The sequence below is a fragment of the Okibacterium sp. HSC-33S16 genome (assembly GCF_024171565.1).
GTDB lineage: Bacteria > Actinomycetota > Actinomycetes > Actinomycetales > Microbacteriaceae > Mycetocola_A.
This window is the reverse complement of sequence record NZ_JALJZZ010000004.1, coordinates 255,458-272,388: the sequence shown is the minus strand read 5'-3', so window position 1 is coordinate 272,388 and position 16,931 is coordinate 255,458. Positions and strand designations below refer to the sequence as shown.

19 protein-coding genes and 1 tRNA gene are annotated in these 16,931 nt (G+C 64.8%); 5 read left to right on the top strand and 15 right to left on the bottom strand.

From position 1 onward, the window contains the following. The first annotated feature begins 21 nt into the window (after positions 1-21). Positions 22-1,146 carry a 3,4-dihydroxyphenylacetate 2,3-dioxygenase gene (hpaD, locus tag L1277_RS11585; RefSeq protein ID WP_253376539.1) on the top strand — a complete coding sequence of 375 codons (1,125 nt, stop codon included), beginning with the start codon at positions 22-24 and terminating at the stop codon, positions 1,144-1,146. Positions 1,147-1,230: 84 nt separating this feature from the next. Here hpaD and L1277_RS11580 read toward each other — a convergent pair whose 3' ends face one another. From L1277_RS11580 to L1277_RS11570, 3 genes are read right to left on the bottom strand one after another with little or no spacing between them, the layout of a single operon-like run. Further along, positions 1,231-1,833, bottom strand: a complete 603-nt coding sequence (locus L1277_RS11580) for an isochorismatase family protein (RefSeq protein WP_253376538.1) — start codon at positions 1,831-1,833, stop codon at positions 1,231-1,233. An 18-nt stretch (positions 1,834-1,851) separates the two neighbouring features. Continuing rightward, positions 1,852-3,627, bottom strand: a complete 1,776-nt coding sequence (locus tag L1277_RS11575; RefSeq protein ID WP_253376537.1) for a D-alanyl-D-alanine carboxypeptidase — start codon at positions 3,625-3,627, stop codon at positions 1,852-1,854. Between the two features lie 52 nt (positions 3,628-3,679). Continuing rightward, the gene (locus L1277_RS11570; protein ID WP_253376536.1) at positions 3,680-4,666 is read right to left on the bottom strand and encodes a Gfo/Idh/MocA family protein; all 987 of its coding nucleotides are present in this window, start codon (positions 4,664-4,666) and stop codon (positions 3,680-3,682) included. Between the two features lie 50 nt (positions 4,667-4,716). On the opposite strand from L1277_RS11570, the gene L1277_RS11565 reads away from it, so the two are divergent. Further along, a complete protein-coding gene (locus L1277_RS11565; RefSeq protein WP_253376535.1) occupies positions 4,717-5,226 on the top strand; it encodes a GNAT family N-acetyltransferase in 510 nt (169 codons plus the stop codon). Positions 5,227-5,553: 327 nt separating this feature from the next. On the opposite strand, the gene L1277_RS11560 is transcribed toward L1277_RS11565, so the two are convergent. Further along, positions 5,554-5,952 (bottom strand): hypothetical protein, encoded by a 399-nt coding sequence (locus L1277_RS11560; RefSeq protein ID WP_253376534.1) that lies wholly within the window; start codon positions 5,950-5,952, stop codon positions 5,554-5,556. Positions 5,953-6,110: 158 nt separating this feature from the next. Between L1277_RS11560 and L1277_RS11555 the strand changes: the two genes are divergently transcribed. Then, positions 6,111-6,533, top strand: coding sequence for an organic hydroperoxide resistance protein (locus tag L1277_RS11555; protein ID WP_253376533.1), 423 nt, complete (start codon positions 6,111-6,113; stop codon positions 6,531-6,533). 93 nt (positions 6,534-6,626) lie between these two features. Here the strand turns inward: L1277_RS11555 and L1277_RS11550 are convergent, their stop codons facing one another. Beyond that, positions 6,627-7,142 (bottom strand): hypothetical protein, encoded by a 516-nt coding sequence (locus tag L1277_RS11550; protein ID WP_253376532.1) that lies wholly within the window; start codon positions 7,140-7,142, stop codon positions 6,627-6,629. A 189-nt stretch (positions 7,143-7,331) separates the two neighbouring features. Then, positions 7,332-7,718, bottom strand: coding sequence for a VOC family protein (locus L1277_RS11545; protein ID WP_253376531.1), 387 nt, complete (start codon positions 7,716-7,718; stop codon positions 7,332-7,334). Positions 7,719-7,909: 191 nt separating this feature from the next. Between L1277_RS11545 and L1277_RS11540 the strand changes: the two genes are divergently transcribed. Beyond that, the gene (locus L1277_RS11540; protein WP_253376530.1) at positions 7,910-8,290 is read left to right on the top strand and encodes a VOC family protein; all 381 of its coding nucleotides are present in this window, start codon (positions 7,910-7,912) and stop codon (positions 8,288-8,290) included. A 55-nt stretch (positions 8,291-8,345) separates the two neighbouring features. On the opposite strand, the gene L1277_RS11535 is transcribed toward L1277_RS11540, so the two are convergent. The 5 genes from L1277_RS11535 to topA all read right to left on the bottom strand — a co-directional run bounded on the left by L1277_RS11535 (position 8,346) and on the right by topA (position 14,890). Then, positions 8,346-8,421 (bottom strand) — tRNA-Thr (locus L1277_RS11535). Between the two features lie 82 nt (positions 8,422-8,503). Next, on the bottom strand, positions 8,504-10,087 hold the full coding sequence (locus tag L1277_RS11530; RefSeq protein WP_253376529.1) for an alpha/beta hydrolase: 1,584 nt from the start codon (positions 10,085-10,087) through the stop codon (positions 8,504-8,506). Between the two features lie 58 nt (positions 10,088-10,145). Continuing rightward, on the bottom strand, positions 10,146-11,288 hold the full coding sequence (locus L1277_RS11525) for a DNA polymerase III subunit delta' (protein WP_253376528.1): 1,143 nt from the start codon (positions 11,286-11,288) through the stop codon (positions 10,146-10,148). A gap of 72 nt (positions 11,289-11,360) precedes the next feature. Then, positions 11,361-11,996 (bottom strand): dTMP kinase, encoded by a 636-nt coding sequence (tmk, locus tag L1277_RS11520; RefSeq protein WP_253376527.1) that lies wholly within the window; start codon positions 11,994-11,996, stop codon positions 11,361-11,363. After that, entirely contained in the window at positions 11,996-14,890 is a 2,895-nt protein-coding gene (gene topA / locus L1277_RS11515) for a type I DNA topoisomerase (protein ID WP_253376526.1), read from the bottom strand. Before topA ends, tmk begins: the two co-directional genes overlap by 1 nt. A 142-nt stretch (positions 14,891-15,032) precedes the next feature. Between topA and L1277_RS11510 the strand changes: the two genes are divergently transcribed. Beyond that, positions 15,033-15,275, top strand: coding sequence for a hypothetical protein (locus L1277_RS11510; protein ID WP_253376525.1), 243 nt, complete (start codon positions 15,033-15,035; stop codon positions 15,273-15,275). Between the two features lie 30 nt (positions 15,276-15,305). Here L1277_RS11510 and L1277_RS11505 read toward each other — a convergent pair whose 3' ends face one another. From L1277_RS11505 to L1277_RS11490, 4 genes are all read right to left on the bottom strand, one after another. Beyond that, a complete protein-coding gene (locus L1277_RS11505; protein ID WP_253376524.1) occupies positions 15,306-15,692 on the bottom strand; it encodes a RidA family protein in 387 nt (128 codons plus the stop codon). An 86-nt stretch (positions 15,693-15,778) separates the two neighbouring features. Continuing rightward, the gene (locus L1277_RS11500) at positions 15,779-16,183 is read right to left on the bottom strand and encodes an Rv3654c family TadE-like protein (RefSeq protein WP_253376523.1); all 405 of its coding nucleotides are present in this window, start codon (positions 16,181-16,183) and stop codon (positions 15,779-15,781) included. 15 nt (positions 16,184-16,198) lie between these two features. Beyond that, positions 16,199-16,603, bottom strand: coding sequence for a TadE family type IV pilus minor pilin (locus L1277_RS11495; protein WP_253376522.1), 405 nt, complete (start codon positions 16,601-16,603; stop codon positions 16,199-16,201). Between the two features lie 2 nt (positions 16,604-16,605). Then, complete coding sequence (locus tag L1277_RS11490) at positions 16,606-16,845, bottom strand: DUF4244 domain-containing protein (RefSeq protein ID WP_253376521.1); 240 nt, start codon at positions 16,843-16,845, stop codon at positions 16,606-16,608. Positions 16,846-16,931: the final 86 nt, after the last annotated feature.

The following is a 16,931-nucleotide window of genomic DNA, read 5'->3' as shown; positions in this document are numbered from 1 at the left end:
ATTCACGCAAGGAAGCAGAATATGGACCACAACCCCTCTCCCATCCCTGAACCGCGTCATAGGCCGAACCCGAATCCTCACCCGATCGCGACGCCGACGGCCACTCCGCCGGACATTCTCCGCTGTGCATACATGGACATTGTCGTCACCGACCTGGCCAAATCGCGCGAGTTTTACGTCGACATCCTCGGACTCGTCGTCACCGAGGAAAATGAGAACGAGATCTACCTGCGCTCGTTCGAGGAGTTCATTCACCACAACCTCGTGCTGCGGAAGGGTCCCGTTGCCGCGGTCGCCGCGTTCTCGTACCGGGTGCGTGCTCCTGAAGACCTCGATCGCGCCGTCGAGTTCTACACCGAGCTCGGTTGCCGGGTAGAACGCCGGCCGGAGGGTTTCACCAAGGGCATCGGCGACTCGGTGCGGGTGGAGGACCCACTCGGGTTCCCGTACGAGTTCTTCCACGACGTCGAACACGTCGAGCGACTGGCCTGGCGGTACGACCTGTACGGACCGGGTGCCCTGGTGCGATTGGACCACTTCAACCAGGTGACCCCCGACGTGCCGCGGGCGCGGGGGTACATGGAAGACCTCGGCTTCCGCGTCACCGAAGATATTCAGGATGACGACGGCGTCACCTACGCCGCCTGGATGCGCCGCAAATCGACCGTGCACGACACGGCGATGACCGGCGGCACCGGCCCGCGGATGCACCACGTCGCATTCTCGACGCACGAGAAGCACAACATTCTCTACATCTGTGACAAGCTCGGTGCGCTGCGCAAGAGCGACCTGATCGAGCGCGGCCCGGGCCGCCACGGCGTCTCGAACGCCTTCTACCTCTACCTCCTCGACCCGGACGGGCACCGTGTGGAGATCTACACGCAGGACTACTACACCGGAGACCCTGACAACCCGGTCGTCACCTGGGACGTGCACGACAACCAGCGCCGCGACTGGTGGGGCAACCCGGTGGTGCCGAGCTGGTACACCGAAGCGTCGCTCGTTCTCGACCTTGACGGCAACCCGCAGCCGCTGGTCGAGCGCGAGGAGCCGAGCGAGATGACGGTCACGGTCGGTGCCGACGGCTTCTCCTACACACGTGAGGGTGACGTCGCGAAGGGCTTCAAACTCGGCGACACGCTCTAGCCGCTTCCCCGATGCAACGCGCCGTCGGTCCCCTGCGGGATCGGCGGCGCGTGGCGTCTCAGGTCGCGCGGGGGCGCCTGAGCGTCAGTCCGCGTCGCTCGCCACCAGAACGGCACCGGCGTGGCCCATCTCGAGCAACGCTGCGTCGCTGGACTCGCGGGCGACGCCCGCGACCAGGTCGGTGAAGACGCGCACGTGGCGACCGTGCTCGATGGCGTCGAGCACGGAGGCACGCACGCAGTAGTCGGTGGCAATGCCCACAACGTCGACCTCGGTGATCCCTCGCTCTTCGAGGACCGCCGAGACCGTGGCGCCATCGGACGCGCCACCCTCCACTTCGCCGTCGTAGATCGAGTAGGCGGGCTCGCCCTGCCCCTTCTTCACGTGCATGGTGACGTGGGAGAGATCGAGTCCCGGGTGGTACTCCGCGCCCGCCGTACCGGCGACACAGTGCGGTGGCCAGGTGACGACGTAGTCGGGGTCGGTGCCAGCTTGGGCGAAGTGTCCGCCGTTGTCGCCCTCGGGGTCGTGCCAGTCACGACTTGCCATGACGACGTCATAGTCGCCAAACGCTCGTTCCAGGTAGCGGGTGGTGTCAGCAGCGACGGCAGCCCCGCCGTCCACTCCGAGCGCTCCGCCCTCGGTGAAGTCGTTCTGCACATCGATGATGAACAACGCGCGAGACATATATTCTCCGTTCCGAAACTACGTATTCGACAGGTTCGCGCCGCACTTGTAGAAGCCCGTCGCGAGCGTATCGATGGCTGTGCGGGCGCCCGAGCCGACGTTCCCGGTCGCGTAAATCGCGAAGATGAGCGTCGAGCCGTCCACCGCGTCGATGATGCCGGTCAGCGTATACGCCGACGAAATCGAACCAGACTTTGCGCGGATGTGTCCGCGTGAAACAGCGTTCGCGCCGAAGAATCGGTTCGAGTAGTTGAGGGTTCCGGATTCACCGGCGACCGGCAACCCGTCCCGGATGATGCCCAGGTTGCCCTCACGGGCGTTGATCTTGAGAAAGAGCTGCGTGAAGTACGACGGCGGCACAGCGTTGTTGCGGCTCATCCCGGAGGCGTCGGCGGTCCGGAGTCCCGACGTGTCGATGCCGTAGGCCTCGAGCCCCTGCGGAATCGCGGCGGCAATGGCATCAATCGAGTTGCCGAGCCCGAGCTTGATAGCGACGTGTCGACCGATCATCTCGGCGAGCGAGTTGTCTGACGGAATCAGCGCTTGTGGAATGAGCGTCGAGAGCGGTTGCGACGAAACGGATGCCAACTCCGCCGCCCCCGCGGGCGCGGTGCCTTGCTCGGTCGCCACGTTCCCGAAGTATGACGCGAATGCGCTCCCGGCGCGGCCGATCGGGTCTTCGCCACGCGGCGACAAAAACACCTGTGGGTTTGCGCGGTCGGCGTCCACCTGCAGTGCGGTGATGTGCGACAACCACCCGGTTCCCCGCTCAGTCGCCGGCCAGGTGTCGCCCCAGGTCTTGCCGCTGAAGTAGCTCGAATCGAGCACGATCCGAGTGATTGGGGTGCCTGGGTTCGCGGCCTCGTATGCCGCCTTCGCCTGGCTGGCCAGGTCGTCGAGGTGAGCGGCACCGGTGTAGACCGGCTCCTGGCCCGTCGGCAGCCGGGTGAGGGTGAGGTCTCCCCCGCCGACGAGCACGATAGTTCCCGGCTCCGATCCGGTGACGACCCTCGTCGACGCCCGGAAGTCTGGGCCCAACACACTCAATGCCGCCGCCGCCGTGAGCACCTTCATCGAGCTGGCGGTCTGCGAGGCAGTCGCGGGGTCGCGCTCGAACAGCAGCTCGCCGGTCGCAGCGTTGAGCACTTGAGCCTGCAGAGTGCCGAAGCGCGAGTCGTTGAGCAGTCCGGCCACCGAACAGGTTCGCAGAGCGGATGCCGGCAGTTCAGCGGCGGGGACGGGGCGCGGCGGCGGCGTGGTCACCGTGGGCGACGGGGTCGAGCTCTCGCTGAGCGCAGCGATCGGCGTCCCGGCGTCAGGGGACGCAACGGCGGCGCCGAGGGCGACCGCGCCCGATCCGAAGACGGCGAACACGGCCACCGACGCGGCGATCAACCAGGTTTTCGGGTTGCGGGCGAACACCGCGCCGATTCCACCCGAGCGGTGGCTCGGCGGGTGCGGCGGCTCGTCACCACCGGAACGGGCAGGCGCCGTCGCTCCGGCGGGCAGGAACGACGACCCCACCGACGCGGACGCCGCCACCGGAGGAATCGAGACCACCGTGGCGGTCTCAGCGGTCAGGGGCGGTTCGTTGAGCCGCGCGTCATCCGCGCTCGCCCACTCATCCTGCGGTTCAAGGTCAAAGGGCTCCGACTCACTAAGCGTCCAGTCCTCGTCGTTCCCCGAAGCGCTCAGCGTCCAGCCCTCGTCAGACGACCCCGCGGCAGCACCGATCGGCTCCGTCAGACCCTCGTCATCGGGCGTCGGGGCGTCCCCGGGTGGATTTTCGCGCACCCGGGCATTTTAGCGGGCAAGACTGGCGTCGCGCTGCATCCGGTTTCGTGGACTAATCGGTGGGGTAAACCAGCCCAATCTGGCTGCGCACGTCGTCGAGGGTGCCCATGATCGAGACCATCTCCGCGTGCGGCAGCAACGGAGACTCCAGTTGCCCTTTTTCGACCAGTCGCTCGAGTTCCGCGGCCTGAAACTGCATTCCTCGCCCGGCAACCTCTGACTGGTAGGTCTCGGTCACCTCACCGGCCGCGTCGTAGACGGTGAACGAGGTCGGCGTGTACCAGACAGCGTCGATCTCAATGCGTCCCTCGGTGCCGAGGATGGTGGCGCGGTTCGGCCCGCGGGTGTCGCTTGCCGACAGGGTCGTGGCGATCCGGCCGTTCCCGTAGCTGAAGAGAGTTGCGATGCTCGCGTCTGCCCCGGTGTCCTTGAACGTCGCGGTGGCCTGCACGCTGGCTGGCGCACCGAACAGGGCGCTGGCGAACGAGATCGGGTAGATGCCGAGATCGAGCAGGGCGCCACCGCCGAGTGCGAGGTCGTTGATGCGGTGCGCCGGGTCGTCCGGGAGGTCCTGGGTGTGGTCGGCGATGAGCGAACGGACCTCACCGATCGCTCCGGAGTCGAGAATCTCGCGGATGCGAGCCATGTGCGGCAGGAATCGCGTCCACATCGCCTCGAGCACGACGAGTCCGAGTTCCTCCGCGCGGGCAACGACGGCTTCGGCCTCACGTGCATTGAGCGTGAAGGGCTTCTCCACGAGCACGTGCTTGCCGGCGTTGAGTGCGAGCAGCGCCTGCTCGGCGTGGAACGGGTGCGGGGTCGCAATGTAGATCGCATCGACCTCGGGGTCAGCGACCAGCTCTTCGTAGCTGCCGTGCACATTCGCAATGCCGAATTTCTCCGCGAAGGAGGCGGCGGCATCCGCTCGCCTCGAACCGACGGCTTGCACCGTGAAATTGTGCAGAACGAGATCAGACGCAAACGCCTGGGCGATGCCTCCCGGCCCGAGAATGCCCCAGCGGAGCCCAGTGTTAGTCACCGGTCTAGACTATCGGCGACAATCGGCACGACGGGGAGCGAAATTTCATAATGACGGATGCTGTCACTTTCGTTCCGCTTGGCGCCGCCGGTTTGCGGGCACTCACGGCCGGCGACCTGGCCGAGGCCAGCCGGGTTACCGGGTTCGATCTGCCTGAGGAGTACCTCGAGCACACCTGGCTGTGGGAACTCCGCCTCGCCCAGGTTGAGCGGGAGCCCGCTGACGAAGAGTGGGTGGCGTGGATTGTTGCTCGCGCCGACGACGGAACGGTGATTGGCCGGTCAGGGTTCCATGGCCGTCCGGACGCCGACGGAATGGTCGAGTTGAGCTACAGCGTGATTCCCGAGTATCAGCGGCGTGGCTACGCCACCGCAATGCTCACGCATATCGTCGCGGCTGCTCGGGAGAGCCCCGATGTCCGAGTGCTGCGTGCCTCAATCAACCCCGACAACACAGCGTCACTCGCGACCCTCGCGAAGTTTCCGTTCGTGCATGTCGGCGACCAGATGGACGAGATTGACGGGCTCGAGTTGGTGTTTGACCTCGCGGTCGCGGACTGAGCGACGGCGACCCGCTCAGTGTCCACCGGTCCCCTGCTTAGGGGACTGGGCAGGAAAACCCGGCACCCGTATGCTGGCATCCTGGACAAGGGGCATTGCCCAGGATGGCAACAAAAAGGTCCCCTCCCGCCACCCCGATTGGCGGCTAGAGGGGACTTTCCCGTCTGGGGGCACAGTCGGGGGTCACGCCGTTACCCGAGCGGGCTCAAGCGCTTGACTTGACGGTATCAGCCGTGCGTAACGGCGGGGTACCCCACAGTTCGGGGGGCGCGGCAATGCCTCGTTCCGCGAGCCTCGGCCACTACGCTGCTTTGTCCGCGAGCCGGCTTATTCCTGAATGCGCAGCGAGGGGTGAACGCTGATCCACCCGTCTTCTGCACTGTCTTCCGGGTACCCGCCGGGAAAGTAGCGCCCCTGGACGCCGGAACCACTGAACCTCATCTCTCCAGAGGGCGAACAGACGATGTGCCAGTCGACGGGCTCCGCCACCACCGTCGCGATGCAATGTCCCATCTCCACACTGCGGACAGCATAGAACTCGCGGCCTTTGGCCGTTCCGAGAAAGCGCGAACTGTCGAGGTCGTAGTTCTCGGCGTTCCCGTCGCTCATGACGAAGTCAGGGATGCGGTCAGCGTCGGTCTGCTCGCCGTCGTACACCGAGCTGGCGGGATCAACGGAGCACCCCGCGAGCGAGAGCGCCGCCATCACAATGACTGTCGTCGTCAACGTTCTCCGCACCTTGGCCTCGATCCACTCGTCGTGTGACGCGAGGGTAGCAGAGCCAGCTCAGGTTGGGGAGAAGTCCGAGCTCCCAGCCACAGCCGCGTAACGTGAAAGACGCCTCGAGTTCTTGCCCGAGGCAGTTTCAGTTGGGAAGGACAACAATGACACCGATCTACACCGCCGAAGCGCTCGCCACCGGCGGAGGCCGCAACGGCCGCGTCACCACACCATCCGGTCGAGTGAATATGGAAATGGCCGTACCCAAGGAAATGGGCGGCTCAGGGAACGGCTCAAACCCCGAAGAACTGTTTGCCGCCGGCTATGCCACCTGCTTCCACTCTGCGCTGCAGGCCGCGGCCCGCGCGAAGAAGGTTAACCTCGGTGATTCGTCCGTTGGCGGGCGCGTGCACGTGCTCTCGAACGATGACGGTGGTTTCGGCTTGGCCGTGGACCTCGAGGTTGTCATTCCCGAACTCGACGCTGCTCTCGCTCAGGAGATCGCGGATGAAGCGCACAAGCTCTGCCCCTACTCGAACGCAACCCGGGGCAACATCGACGTGAACATCATCGTCACCGACGACTAAGCCTCGGTCGACCTGACTTCGCCGTGCTGTGCGGGACTTTTCCGCGCAGCCCGGCGAGGCGGCTGGCGAAAGCGACGCGCACGAGCAGGCCGCCTACTTCTTCCCCTTCTTGTCGTCCACGATTCCACCGATGAGCCCGCCAATCGCTCCACCGAGCACACCACCAGCGGGTCCGCCGAAGAGGGACCCGATCCCGGCTCCGATGCCAGCGAGGCTTGAGCCGTAACTCACCCGGGCGATCGTGACCGTCGTTGACCCTCCGGGATCCTCCGAAATTTCAAACGAGCCGATTGAAGCCGACGCCACAACGAGTGCGACAGGGCTGGCCTTACCGCTTGCGGCCAGCTTGTTGTAGATCTCTCGGGACTGGAAGTACGCCCGCTGGGGCTCGCCCTTCGGTTCACCCGCCTCATAACCGAGTTTGTACAAATCCAAGAGCGTCCGTGATTCCTCACCGGTGATCAAACCACCCGTCTCCAGCCGATCCAGAATGGCTTGGTGATCGCCGATCACGTCGCCCTTATTGGCCTCCATTATTCGTCGCGCCTCCGCGCGAGCAGCATGGATCATTCCCGAGATATCGGTCCCAAGGTACGTTGGATTGTCCATTATGCGTCTCCTCTGAGAGTTGCTCATTTGTGCTCAGTGAAGCACTTAAGCAGAGCGCACACGAGGGGTCCGGCCGCATCGCTCAGCGGCGATATCTGCCCGCTTTGAGCTGACCTTTCATGGGACCTCAGCGGGTTCGACCCCGACTCGGGGCAATCGACGTTTCGAGAGCGTTGCCGTTCAGAGCACTCAACGTGAGCGTTCGGCTTCGCTTCGCAGGATGCAGAACTCGTTTCCCTCGGGATCGGCAAGCACGACCCAACCCGACCCATCCAGCATTCGTCGGTCATCGATCGCTCGAGCACCCAACTCCAGCAGGCGCTTCAACTCCTGATCGCGCGTGCCCTCGTCAGGAACAAGGTCAAGGTGCAGTCGGTTTTTGACCTGTTTCGCTTCGGGAACCTCGACGAACAGTAACCGCTGGGTACCGTCAGCTGAGAAGATCATGCACTCTTCATCTCCGGGACCGTCAGGATTGTCGGCATCGGGAGCGAATCCGAGAACCTTGCTCCAGAACACTGAAAGCGTGTAGGCGTCGCGGCAATCGAAAGTCGTGTGCGAAATGAGAGCGACCATGACCACATGCTGGCAGCCTCTCCGCTGCCAAGCAATCTGCTTTGCAGTCCATGCGAACGAGATAGTCGCAGCGACCCCGGCGCTTCTGCGGTCCGCAACCGTCTTTGCAAACCGCCGATGAGTCGACACTCACCCCGGCGCGCGAGCTCATGTGTACGCTGTCCACATCCTCAACCAACGCTGGAGGAACAATGGCGAACCCGGTCGTGCACTTCGAAATCATCGGGCGGAATCCGGCGGAGCTCCGCCGCTTCTACAAAGCCTTGTTCGGATGGGATGCGGACACTGACTCAGCAGTAGCCCCGCAGATTTCTGACACCGGCGACTATGGCTTCATCAGCCCGCCCGTGAATGGACACCCCGTTGCGGGCGGTATCGGCGGTGGCGCTGCTTTCCAACCTCGCGCATTGTTCTACGTCGGGGTAGACGACGTCGAAGATGCACTCGAGTTGGCGAAATCCCTCGGTGCCACGACGGCCCTGGCACCATCCCACAATCCAAATGGCAAGCTCGTGGTCGGTCAGTTCTTCGATCCCGAAGGAAATCTGATCGGGGCGGCCGGCCCTCGATGACGCCCCGCGATGACAAAAACCCCAGCCGAAGCCGGGGTTTTCGTCGTTCAATTTGTGGAGCCGCCTGTGGGAATCGAACCCACGACCTTTTCATTACGAGTGAAACGCTCTGCCGACTGAGCTAAGGCGGCGTGTTTCGCTCCGACCGAAAACGGTCGATACGACGCACACAGCTATCAATCGTACAGGGTTCCCGGACCGCTTACGACCACATCAGGAGCACCGCGGATCTTTGGTCGGCACAGTGCCCGAGATCAAATAGTCGTCCACCGCCGCATTCACGCACTCGCTGCCCTTGTTGTATCCGGTGTGCCCTTCACCCTGATAGGTAACGAGTACGCCGCTCGCCAACTGCTCGGCCAGAGCCTCGGCCCAGACGTACGGAGTGGCCGGGTCGTTCGTGGTTCCGACGACAACGATCGGCGGAGCACCTGCTGCCGCGATCTCCGTGCGTTCGGCTCCATCCGGGTACGGCCAGTTCGCGCAGCCGATGTCACCGTAGCCGAAGAAGGGTCCGATGGTGGGCGCTGCAGCCGCGAGTTCAGCGGCTTCCGCCTCCATCCGTGCCGGGTCATCGTCGTAGGTGTAGTCGCGGCAGTTGTATGCCGTGAACGCTTCGGTCGAGTTGTCGCGGTAGGTACCGTCTGCGTTTCGGCCGTTGTAGGCATCCGCGAAGGAGAAGGCGTACTCCGCACTTCCGCTCATCACGTCGACGAACATTTCGCTGAGCAGCGGCCACCCGGATTCGGGCGAATACAGCGGGTAAATGATCGCGGTGAGCAAGGTGTTCGCACCGAGCTCGCGCCCGTCAGCATTCTGGATCGGCGAGGCGTCGACGGATGTGAGCAGCCCACCAATGGTCACCATCGCGTCATTGACAGACCCCTTGAACGGGCACTTCGCCGTACCGATGCAGTCGTCGAGGTACGCACGCAGCGCGCTCTCGAAGCCCTTGGCCTGGGTGATGTTCACCTCGAAGTTGCTCGTCGACGGATCGATCGCGCCGTCGAGGACGAGGCGGCCAGCCTTCGTGGGGTAGAGCTCGGCGTAGGTGGCGCCGAGGAAGGTGCCGTACGAGTAGCCGAGGTAGTACAGCTCGGAATCACCGAGAACGGCCCGCATCAGGTCGAGGTCGCGCGCGGCACTCACGGTATCGGTGAACTCGAGCGACGCTCCGGTGTTCTCGGCGCAGGCATCGCCGTACTGTTTCGCACTGTCCGCCAGTTCGGCCATCCATGCTTCGCTGCCGCGCTCCTCGGCGGACAGACCGTAGAGGTATTCGTCCATGCCCTCATCGTCGAGGCACGTCACCGGAGTTGAACGCCCGACCCCACGCGGGTCGAAACCGACGATGTCGAAGTTCTGCTGCAGCTTGCTGTCGGTGGCGAAGCTCACTGAATCCCGGACGAACTCATAGCCAGAGGCTCCCGGTCCACCCGGGTTCACCAGGAGCGAGCCGATGGCGTCGCCCTTCGCCCGCTGGCGGATCAGCGCGAGCTCAATGTCGCCGTCCTCGGGGTTCTCCCAATCCATCGGCGCGACAACCGTCGCGCACTCGAACGTGCGCTCGCAGCTCGACCAGCTGACGCTCTGCCCGTAAAACTCGCGCAGGTTCTCGGCAACGTCTTCATCGCTGGGCGTTGAGGTCGCGACCACCGCCGGTTCCTTCTCGGGGAAGAATGCCGTCACGCATCCGCTCAACGTCATCACGAGTGCAACGCTGAGGGCCAGGATTCCGGCGACTTTTTTACCGGTGTGTGCCGAACGGATGCCGCTCGGTCGCTGTCGAACTGTCACTCGGGAAATCTCCGCTGGGTCGGTGTGGCTTCTGTCGGTGTCTCGCGGGGGCGGGCGCTCATCGAATCGCCGTCACGAGCAGGGCTTCGAGGGCCAGCGCCGGCGCGACGTTGCCTTCGATACGCCGCCGGGTTTGCTGGATCGCGTCCATGGTCGCCATGGTCTCGGCGGGGCTCCCCGCTTCACCGGCCTGCTCGAGAAGGTCGAGGAGCTCCTTGTTGATCACCGTCTCGGGTCGACCCAGCTGCAGCATGATGATGTCGCGGTAGAGCGAGAGCAGATCGACGAGGATACGGTCGAGTCCGTCGCGCAGGCTGCGAGTTGCCCGGCGCTTCTGGTCGTCTTCGAGCGACCGGATCTGCGACCGCAACCCGGGCGGCAGGTTCTCCCCCGGCTCGACACCGAGCGAACGCAACGCGTGCTCACGCTCTTCAGCGTCGCGGGCCTCGGTGTACGCCTTGGCGTCATCGCCGGCGATCTCCATCATGCGAGCGGCCGCACGCACCGCATCGGACACACTGCGGATGCCCAGGGCCGCCTTGAGCGTTTCGTCGCGCCTGTCGCGAGCACCGGCATCCGTCGCCAACCGGTGGGCCATGCCGACGTGGCTTTGCGCGAGCCGTGCGGCGCGTTCGGCAGTCTCTGCGTCAACCTGGTCGCGGCGCTGGATCAGCCCGGCGACCTCTTCCACGCTCGGCACACGCAATCGAATCGGGCGAACCCGCGATCGAATGGTCGGAATGAGGTCAGCTTCGCTCGGCGCGCAGAGCACCCAGACGGTGCGCTCTGGCGGCTCTTCGAGAGCCTTGAGCAGAACGTTGGAGGTGCGCTCGGCCATGCGGTCGGCGTCTTCGATGACCATCACCCGATAGCGACCGACCGCCGGTGAGAACTGCGAACTCCGCACCAGCTCACGCACCTCGTCGATCTTGATGATGACGTTCGAGGTGGAGAGCACCGTCAAGTCGGGATGTGTGCGGGCGTCGACCTGTTTCGCCGTTGCCGGGTCACCGTCGGGGTCGGAGCTCAGCAACGCAGACGCGAAGGCATAGGCCAGGTTCGAGCGGCCTGAGCCGGGCGGACCGGTGATCAACCACGCGTGCGTCATCGAACCGTGCGCGTCATCGCCGCGGTCGGATGCGGCGTCGCGCAACAGCGACACAGCGTCGCTCTGCCCGATGACGTCATCCCAGGTGGCCATGTTTCAACCCTACCTGTGGGTTCCGACACCACATTCCGCGGCGAGCTCCCTCGCAGCAACCTTGCGGTATCCCTAGAGGAGCGTGGCCACTTTCGAACGGATGCTTTCAGCCAGATCGGAAACGGATGCCGTGGCATCCAGCACCAAAAATCGGTCAGGTTCCGCTCGGGCCAGGTCGAGGTACACCTCACGAACCCGTCGATGGAAGGCGGACTTTTCCGCCTCGAGCCGGTCGAACCGGGTGCGCGACGCATCGAGCCGAAGCCGAGCCGCGTCCTCGTTGAGGTCGAGCAGGATGGTGAGGTCGGGCAACAGGCCGCCGGTCGCCCAGGTCGACAACTGCCGCACTTCGTCGATGCCGAGGTCACGACCCGCGCCCTGGTAGGCCAGCGACGAGTCAATGTAGCGGTCCTGCAGGACCACCTCTCCGCGCTCAAGCGCCGGGCGCACCTTGGTCATGATGTGGTGGGCCCGGTCCGCCGCGTAGAGCAGCGCCTCGGCACGTGGGGTGATGTCACCGCGGTGGTGCAGCACGATCTCGCGCACCTCGATACCGAAGTCGGTGCCGCCCGGTTCGCGCGTGCGCACGACGACGCGGCCCCGGCCGAGCAACCACTTCTCGAGCTCAGCAGCCTGGGTGGACTTGCCCGAGCCGTCACCACCCTCGAGGGTGATGAACAGCCCGGGATACCCGTCGGATGCCGCCATTACTCGGCGGTCGCCGGAGTTGCGGTCTTCGTCGCTGCCGGTTTCTTGGCCGCAGCCGTTTTCGTCGACACGCCGGTCTTAGCCGTGGCCGCTGCCTTCGCTTTGGCCGCCGCGGTCGGCTTCTTCGCAGTGGTCGTCGTCTTCTTGGCGGCAGGCTTCTTTGTAGCTGGCTTCTTCGCGGCAGGCTTCTTGGCCGCCGCCTTCTTGCGCGGAGCCGCCGGGCCCTTGGCCCGCTTGTCGGCGAGCAGCTGAACGGCGCGGTCGAAGTCGATGTCCTCGACCGACTCGGCCTTCGGGATCGTCGCGTTCGTCACACCATCGGTGACGTACGGACCGAACCGGCCGTCCTTCACCTTGATCGGCTTGCCGCTCTCCGGGTCAGCGTCGAACTCCTTGAGCGCACTCGAGGCACGGCGGTTGCCGTACTTCGGCTGCGCAAAGATCTCGAGCGCTGCGGGCAGTTCGATCTCGAAGATCTGGTCTTCGTTCTCGAGCGAGCGCGAGTCGGTGCCCTTCTTGAGGTACGGCCCGAACCGGCCGTTCTGCGCCGTGATCTCCTCGCCACTCTCCGGGTCTGCGCCAACCACACGCGGCAGGTCGAGCAGCTTGAGCGCCGTGTCGAGGTCAATGGTGTCGAGCGACATCGACTTGAAGAGCGACGCGGTGCGCGGCTTGGGCGCTGCGGCCTTCTTCTTCGCGGGTGCCTTCTTCTTCGGCGCGTCGGTCACCTCACCGGTGGTGAGGTCGACGGCGGCTTCGTCCTCGGGCTCAGGGTCGACCTCGGTGACGTACGGACCGAACCGGCCGTCCTTCGCGAGGATCTCCTTGCCGTTCTCCGGGTTCACACCAATCACGCGGTCGGTGAGCACGGGAGCGTCGATGAGTTCCTGCGCCTTAGCCAGGGTGAGTTCATCGGGAGCGAGCTCTTCGGGAATATTGATCCGGCGCGGAACGGCAGGTGAGCCGTCCTCCTGGACGGGCGCCGACGCATCCGTCACTTCAAGGTATGGACCGTACTTGCCGATGCGAATCGTGACCGTGTCGCTCAGTCGAATCGAGTTGATCTCGCGCGCGTCGATCTCACCGAGGTTGTCGACAACCTTGCGCAGGCCGCGGTGGTCGTCACCACCGTAATAGAAGGACTTGAGCCACTCGGTGCGGTCCTGCTCGCCACCGGCGATGCGGTCGAGGTCCTCTTCCATTTCCGCGGTGAAGTCGTACTGCACGAGGTCGTTGAAATGCTCCTCGAGCAACCGAACAACGCTGAACGCGATCCACGACGGAATCAGCGCCTGGCCACGCGCCGTGACATAGCCACGGTCGGTGATGGTCGCGATGGTCTGCGCGTAGGTCGACGGGCGCCCGATACCCAGCTCTTCGAGCGTCTTGACGAGGCTCGCTTCGGTGTAGCGCGGGGGCGGTGAGGTCTCGTGCCCCTTCGCCTCAACCTCGCTCAGCGCAAGCGACTGGCCTTCGGTCAGCGGCGGCAGTTTCGCCTCACGGGCAGCGTTGTCGCTCGCGTTGCGCTCTTCGTCCTGGCCCTCTTCGTAGGCGTGCAGGAATCCGCGGAATGTAATGACGGTTCCGGATGCCGTCAGCTCGGCGGTCTGACCGTCCGCCTGCGCCTCGATGGTCACGGTTGCGGTTGAACCCTTGGCGTCCGCCATCTGGCTGGCGACGGTGCGCTTCCAGATCAGTTCGTACAGCTTGAAGTCCTGGCCGCGAAGGCTCGACGACAGTGACGACGGCGTGCGGAAGGTGTCTCCCGACGGGCGGATGGCCTCGTGGGCTTCCTGCGCATTCTTGTTTTTGCCGGCGTAGACACGTGGCTTGTCTGGGACCGTTTCGGCACCGTAGAGCGCGGTCGCCTGGTCGCGCGCCGCCTTGATCGCCTGGCTCGAGAGCGACGGCGAGTCGGTTCGCATGTAGGTGATGTACCCGTTCTCGTACAGAGACTGGGCGACGCTCATCGTCTGGCGGGCCGAGAAGCGCAGCTTGCGCGCGGCTTCCTGCTGCAGGGTCGACGTCGTGAACGGTGCGGCCGGACGGCGAGAATACGGCTTCGATTCCACCTTGGAGACCACAGCGGATGCCGCGGGTCCGGCCAGCGCAGCGGCGAGCCTGTGTGCCGCCTGCTCATCCAACGGCACGGCCTTGGTCGTGAGCTTGCCGGTGTCGTCGAAGTCGCGGCCGGTGGCCACGCGTTGGCCGTCGAGTCGAACGAGTCGCGCTTCAAAGTGGGTGGCGTCTGTGTCGGGAGCGGCCTGGGCCGTGAGGTCCCAGTACTTGGCAGCGGTGAACGCAAGGCGCTCACGCTCGCGGTCGACGATCAGGCGGGTTGCTGCGGACTGCACGCGGCCGGCCGAGAGACTGGGGCCGACTTTGCGCCAGAGAACGGGTGAGATTTCATACCCATATATACGGTCGAGAATTCGACGAGTTTCCTGGGCGTCGACGAGCGCGACGTCGAGGTCGCGGGTGTTGTCCTTCGCAGCGAGGATCGCGTCCTTGGTGATCTCGTGGAACACCATGCGCTTGACGGGAACCTTCGGCTGCAGCACCTGGAGCAGGTGCCACGCGATGGCTTCACCTTCGCGGTCCTCATCAGTCGCGAGCAGGAGTTCGTCGGCGTTCTTCAGAGCTCGCTTGAGCTCGGCCACCGTCTTTTTCTTGTTGTCGGAAACCACGTAGTAGGGCTCGAAGTCATTGTCGACGTCGACGGCAAACTTGCCGAACGCGCCCTTTTTGAGTTCAGCCGGGAGGTTCTTGGGCTCTGCGAGGTCTCGAATGTGACCCACTGAACTCAGAACTTCATACCCATCGCCGAGGTACCCGGCGATGGACTTCATTTTGGTCGGTGACTCAACAATGACCAGCTTCTTTGTGCCTGGCACCCGACTCCTTTCGTCGTGCACACCATACACACCCTTTGCTGGGGAGCACCTAATCCTCGGCGTGCCTCCGGGAGCGTCGTCCGGCCGGTGCTTGAGCGTTGGGCCCTCTTGAAAAGGTGCGGGGAAAGAGCAGAATGGGGCTATGAGCGCATCAATGACGAGCAGCTACACCGCCAAACTGACCGACGGCCCGTTGGAGGGAAAGACGCTGTCAGCGGATTTCCTTTCCTCAGGAGATCCTCGCCCGACCGTAGACATCGCCGCCGCAAGCGGCAAGACCTATGTCTATGCACGAACGGCCGGGCAAGAGTTCGAGTCGGAGGACTCTGACCGTCCGAGTGCCGTGAACTACCGGTATCTGACCACGAACTTCGACGACGAATAGGGTCGCCGCGACGAGGTCAGCCACCGGCGGTCACGGTATCGCGGCGATCGCATCGATCTCTACGAGTGCGCCGCTTCGGGCGGGGGCAACCGCGAGCACCGTCACGGCGGTGCGCCGGTTTCCCCATACCGTTGCCGTTGCCGCGTAACCGTCGCGCGGATCAACACTTGGGTCGAGATAGACCGTCAGTTTGACCACGTTCTCCGGCCCGGTCCCCGCTTCAGCTAACACGGCCAACACGTTGCGAAGGGCCTGCTCGGTTTGGGCGCCGATTCCCTTCAGCAGTTCGCCCGAGCGGTCGGTTCCGTTCTGCCCGCCCACGTAGACCATGCGCCCGGCGGGGGCGATCATCCCTTGCGCGAACGCCGAATTTGCCGAGATTCCGGGCGGATCCACCTGCGAAACGAGTTCGGTCATCGACGGCCCCCTTTCCGAGAGTGCGGAGTGTTGCCCCGAGTATCGTCCGGGCAGAATGAACACGCCACCCCCTTGCCTCCGGCGGCTCACCCTGCGAGAGGCTCCGTTGCGGGAGGCCCGGCCACCGCGACCACGGTTACCGGAACACCGAGTACCCGGCGCACTGCGGTCACGCGAACCTTGAGTCCGTCAACCACACATTCGCCGAGTTCGGCACCGTTGAGTCGGGCGGCCACCGCCGCATTGGCGCATGGGTAGCCGACCGCCACACCCGACGCGGTATCCGCTGCGGCGAGCGCCGCCGCGTCGGCCGCGTTTGCGACGAGCTGGCGAACGGTGAGCGCCTGGTTAAGAGGAAGCGCCAGTCCGGTGAGGGCGAGGATCGACGCGGCGAGGGCGACGGCGAGAACGGACCCCGACCCCTCCTCCTTCTTCGCTTCCGAATGCGCCTCCGGTCCACGGTCACGAGTGCTGACCAGTGATGCGTTCATGTCCTCCCCCAACGATCAGAGCCCGCCGGCAAGAGCACACCCCGACGCGCGGATCCGTATCCCTGCAAGCACGGCGGGACCGGCCACTGCGCTCAGCTCCACGCAGACAAAGTCCCCCGACCGCGACGTGGTCAGCTCCGCCGGGCCCGCAACCCGCTGTACTCGTGCCACGGCGACGGAAACCGGGTCCCCGCGGGCGAGCGTCCGCGCAGCATCGGCGGCAGCGTCTGACAGCCGAACCTGGTGAGACGCAATCTGTACCGCGCCCAGGCAACAGGCGAGCACAACGACGACGGCCGGCAGCGCCACAGCAAACTCCGCCGTGACACTGCCGGCCGACTCGCTCCAGCGACGGTCCGCCCGAGTCGCACCATCACTGCCGTCGGGCCGACGATGCCTTCCCGCCCGTCCGACAGCCATGGCTATCCGTTGAAGGTGAGTGCGCGACGCACCAGGTCCGTGAGTATGGTCCTCACCTCGTCGCTTCTCATGATGACAACCAGCAATCCCGCGAACCCGACTGCCGCCATCGTCGCAATCGCGTACTCCGCCGTCGCTGCGCCATCGTCATCTCGCAGGCGCCGTCCGACGGCCCGCGCCTGCCGCCGAATCCGACTGACAGGTTCTTCCCCGCTTCCGTCCACCGTTGCCCTCGCGCTCATGCTGTTTCCCTTCGCATTCGTTGCTGGCGGCTCGAGGACTTCCAGTGTCGAACGGCTGCAACACCGCCGACGAGCTGGGAGGAAAG

Coding starts and splice junctions, on each gene's coding strand:
- hpaD (WP_253376539.1), top strand. CDS start 22: ATGGACCACAACCCCTCTCCCATCCCTGAACCGCGTCATAGGCCGAAC.
- L1277_RS11580 (WP_253376538.1), bottom strand. CDS start 1,833: ATGTCTCGCGCGTTGTTCATCATCGATGTGCAGAACGACTTCACCGAG.
- L1277_RS11565 (WP_253376535.1), top strand. CDS start 4,717: ATGACGGATGCTGTCACTTTCGTTCCGCTTGGCGCCGCCGGTTTGCGG.
- L1277_RS11555 (WP_253376533.1), top strand. CDS start 6,111: ATGACACCGATCTACACCGCCGAAGCGCTCGCCACCGGCGGAGGCCGC.
- L1277_RS11550 (WP_253376532.1), bottom strand. CDS start 7,142: ATGGACAATCCAACGTACCTTGGGACCGATATCTCGGGAATGATCCAT.
- L1277_RS11545 (WP_253376531.1), bottom strand. CDS start 7,718: ATGGTCGCTCTCATTTCGCACACGACTTTCGATTGCCGCGACGCCTAC.
- L1277_RS11540 (WP_253376530.1), top strand. CDS start 7,910: ATGGCGAACCCGGTCGTGCACTTCGAAATCATCGGGCGGAATCCGGCG.
- L1277_RS11525 (WP_253376528.1), bottom strand. CDS start 11,288: ATGGCCACCTGGGATGACGTCATCGGGCAGAGCGACGCTGTGTCGCTG.
- tmk (WP_253376527.1), bottom strand. CDS start 11,996: ATGGCGGCATCCGACGGGTATCCCGGGCTGTTCATCACCCTCGAGGGT.
- L1277_RS11510 (WP_253376525.1), top strand. CDS start 15,033: ATGAGCGCATCAATGACGAGCAGCTACACCGCCAAACTGACCGACGGC.
- L1277_RS11505 (WP_253376524.1), bottom strand. CDS start 15,692: ATGACCGAACTCGTTTCGCAGGTGGATCCGCCCGGAATCTCGGCAAAT.
- L1277_RS11500 (WP_253376523.1), bottom strand. CDS start 16,183: ATGAACGCATCACTGGTCAGCACTCGTGACCGTGGACCGGAGGCGCAT.
- L1277_RS11495 (WP_253376522.1), bottom strand. CDS start 16,603: ATGGCTGTCGGACGGGCGGGAAGGCATCGTCGGCCCGACGGCAGTGAT.
- L1277_RS11490 (WP_253376521.1), bottom strand. CDS start 16,845: ATGAGCGCGAGGGCAACGGTGGACGGAAGCGGGGAAGAACCTGTCAGT.